This is a genomic window from Eubacterium pyruvativorans (assembly GCF_900102225.1).
Classification (GTDB): Bacteria; Bacillota; Clostridia; order Peptostreptococcales; family Anaerovoracaceae; genus Aminicella; species Aminicella pyruvativorans.
In genome coordinates this window covers 1-1,978 of record NZ_FNBF01000055.1, presented here as the reverse complement: position 1 = coordinate 1,978, position 1,978 = coordinate 1, and the positions used below count along the sequence as shown (strand labels likewise).

At 46.7% G+C, this 1,978-nt stretch carries 2 protein-coding genes and 1 pseudogene; all 3 read left to right on the top strand.

Annotated features, from left to right (window positions below):
- Nucleotides 1–67: 67 nt before the first annotated feature.
- Nucleotides 68–229: pseudogene (locus BLQ24_RS10550) on the top strand (transposase); the annotation flags it as partial.
- Nucleotides 230–430: 201 nt separating this feature from the next.
- Entirely contained in the window at nt 431–763 is a 333-nt protein-coding gene (locus BLQ24_RS10415) for a helix-turn-helix domain-containing protein (protein WP_242869638.1), read from the top strand.
- Between the two features lie 23 nt (nt 764–786).
- The gene (locus BLQ24_RS10250) at nt 787–1,656 is read left to right on the top strand and encodes an IS3 family transposase (RefSeq protein ID WP_207644957.1); all 870 of its coding nucleotides are present in this window, start codon (nt 787–789) and stop codon (nt 1,654–1,656) included.
- Nucleotides 1,657–1,978 lie beyond the last annotated feature (322 nt).

Genomic DNA, 1,978 nt, shown 5'->3' with positions numbered 1-1,978 from the left:
TGATATGCTCCCTTTATGAGAGACAGTGAAAAACAAAATCGCTGTTAATCATGAAGGGAGTTTTAAAATGGGTAGAAAAAATAGGAAGATATCTAATGAGACCAAAATCGAATATGCAAGGCGATGCTGTGAAAACAGAATCAGTCAGAGTGAAGCGGCTAGGCAGTTGGGGGTAAATGAATCTGTCGTTCGAGAGTGGGTGCACAGATACCGAGAGCATGGAGAACTTGCCTTTCTGGATACTGGTAGGAATCACGTCTACTCCAATGAATTGCGATTAGAAGCAGTTTGTAGCTATCTGAATGGCGAAGGCTCATTAAGTACAGTTTCTGCAAAATATGGATTACGCAGCACCAGACAACTTAGGGCATGGATAAAGATGTATAATAACGGTGAAGACTTCTCGCATAATATGTCAGGAGGAAGCCGTATGACTACATCAAGAAAAACCACCAAAGAAGAGCGCATCAAGATCGTCAGGGAATGTCTGGAGAATGGCAGTAAATATGGTGAATCCGCCATCAAGCATAACGTCAGCTACCAACAGGTCTATGGTTGGGTGAAACGCTACAAGGAGCTTGGGGAAGCTGGCCTCGAAGATCGCCGCGGAAAACGCAAGGTCAATCAGGAACCTCGCAGCGAGGTCGAGGAGCTCAAGATCAAAATGTCTCAGCTCGAGCATGAACTGTACATGACTAGGATGGAGCGTGACCTGTTAAAAAAAGTCAAGGAACTGGAGAGGAAAGATCTCTATCGCAAGTAAGGCAGTCACACCTCTACAGTTCCATCAAGTACTGCACAGAGACATATGCATATCCCGTCGAGCCATGCTGCCGGATACTACATGTCTCGAGATCAGCATATTACAAATGGCTGCGCGGTGATGTCGGAGAAAGAGTCAGGCAAAACAGGATCATTGCAGAGAAGATAGAAAAGATCCATCTGATGGACTCGGCCAAGGGATACCGCAGGATCAATGATGACCTGTATCGCGACTATGGCATAAAGGTCAATGACAAGCGAGTTCTCAGGATCTGCAGAGCAAAGGACATCAAGTCTACGATCAAGTATGCGAACCACGGATGCACACGCCAGGCGGATAACCCGCAGTTCATCGCAGAGAACATCCTGAATAGAGAGTTCACGGCAAACAAACCTAACGAGAAATGGCTTACCGATGTCACTGAATTCAAGTGGTACGATGAGAACAAGGATAAACACAAGGTATATCTCAGTGCGATCCTTGATCTCTATGATAGACGGATCGTGTCATATGTGATCAGCGACCATAATGACAATCCGCTTGTGTTCACTACGTTCGACCAGGCTATAGCCGCTAATCCGGGAGCTACTCCTCTTTGCCACAGCGATCGTGGATTCCAGTACACCAATCGGACATTCCATACAAAGCTCGAAAGCGCCGGCATGGTTCAGAGCATGTCCAGAGTAGCCAAGTGCATCGACAATGGTCCGATGGAAGGATTCTGGGGGATCCTTAAAAGAGAACGATACTATGGCAACCGCTTCAATAGCCGTGAAGCGCTCGTGTCTATGATCGAAAACTATATATATTACTACAACACCAAGAGATACCAGAGAAGATTCGGAGTCCTGACACCAATTGAGAAATACAACTCATATCTTCTCGCTGTATGATTACATTCGTTTCCGCGCTACATTTCGACAGACATAGGGAGCGGGAACGGAGTCAAGTGACAGTACGCTGGCCGAAAGCCGGGCAGCACTTGACGTAGTGACACGGAAAATCCTTACCCGCACCAGCGGGCGTGGATACACGCTTGCTGGCTGCCCTACAGCGAGGATAAATATTGATCGTCTCTGGCGAAGCCTGAGACACCTTTTGACTGCAGACTCTGTGAAAAAGTGTGTGCATCATAAAAAGCAACCAGCAACATTGCTGTTACTGGTTGCCAAAATCTCTTGATTTTTCACTGTCCTCTTGACGGGTAGCAGTTCA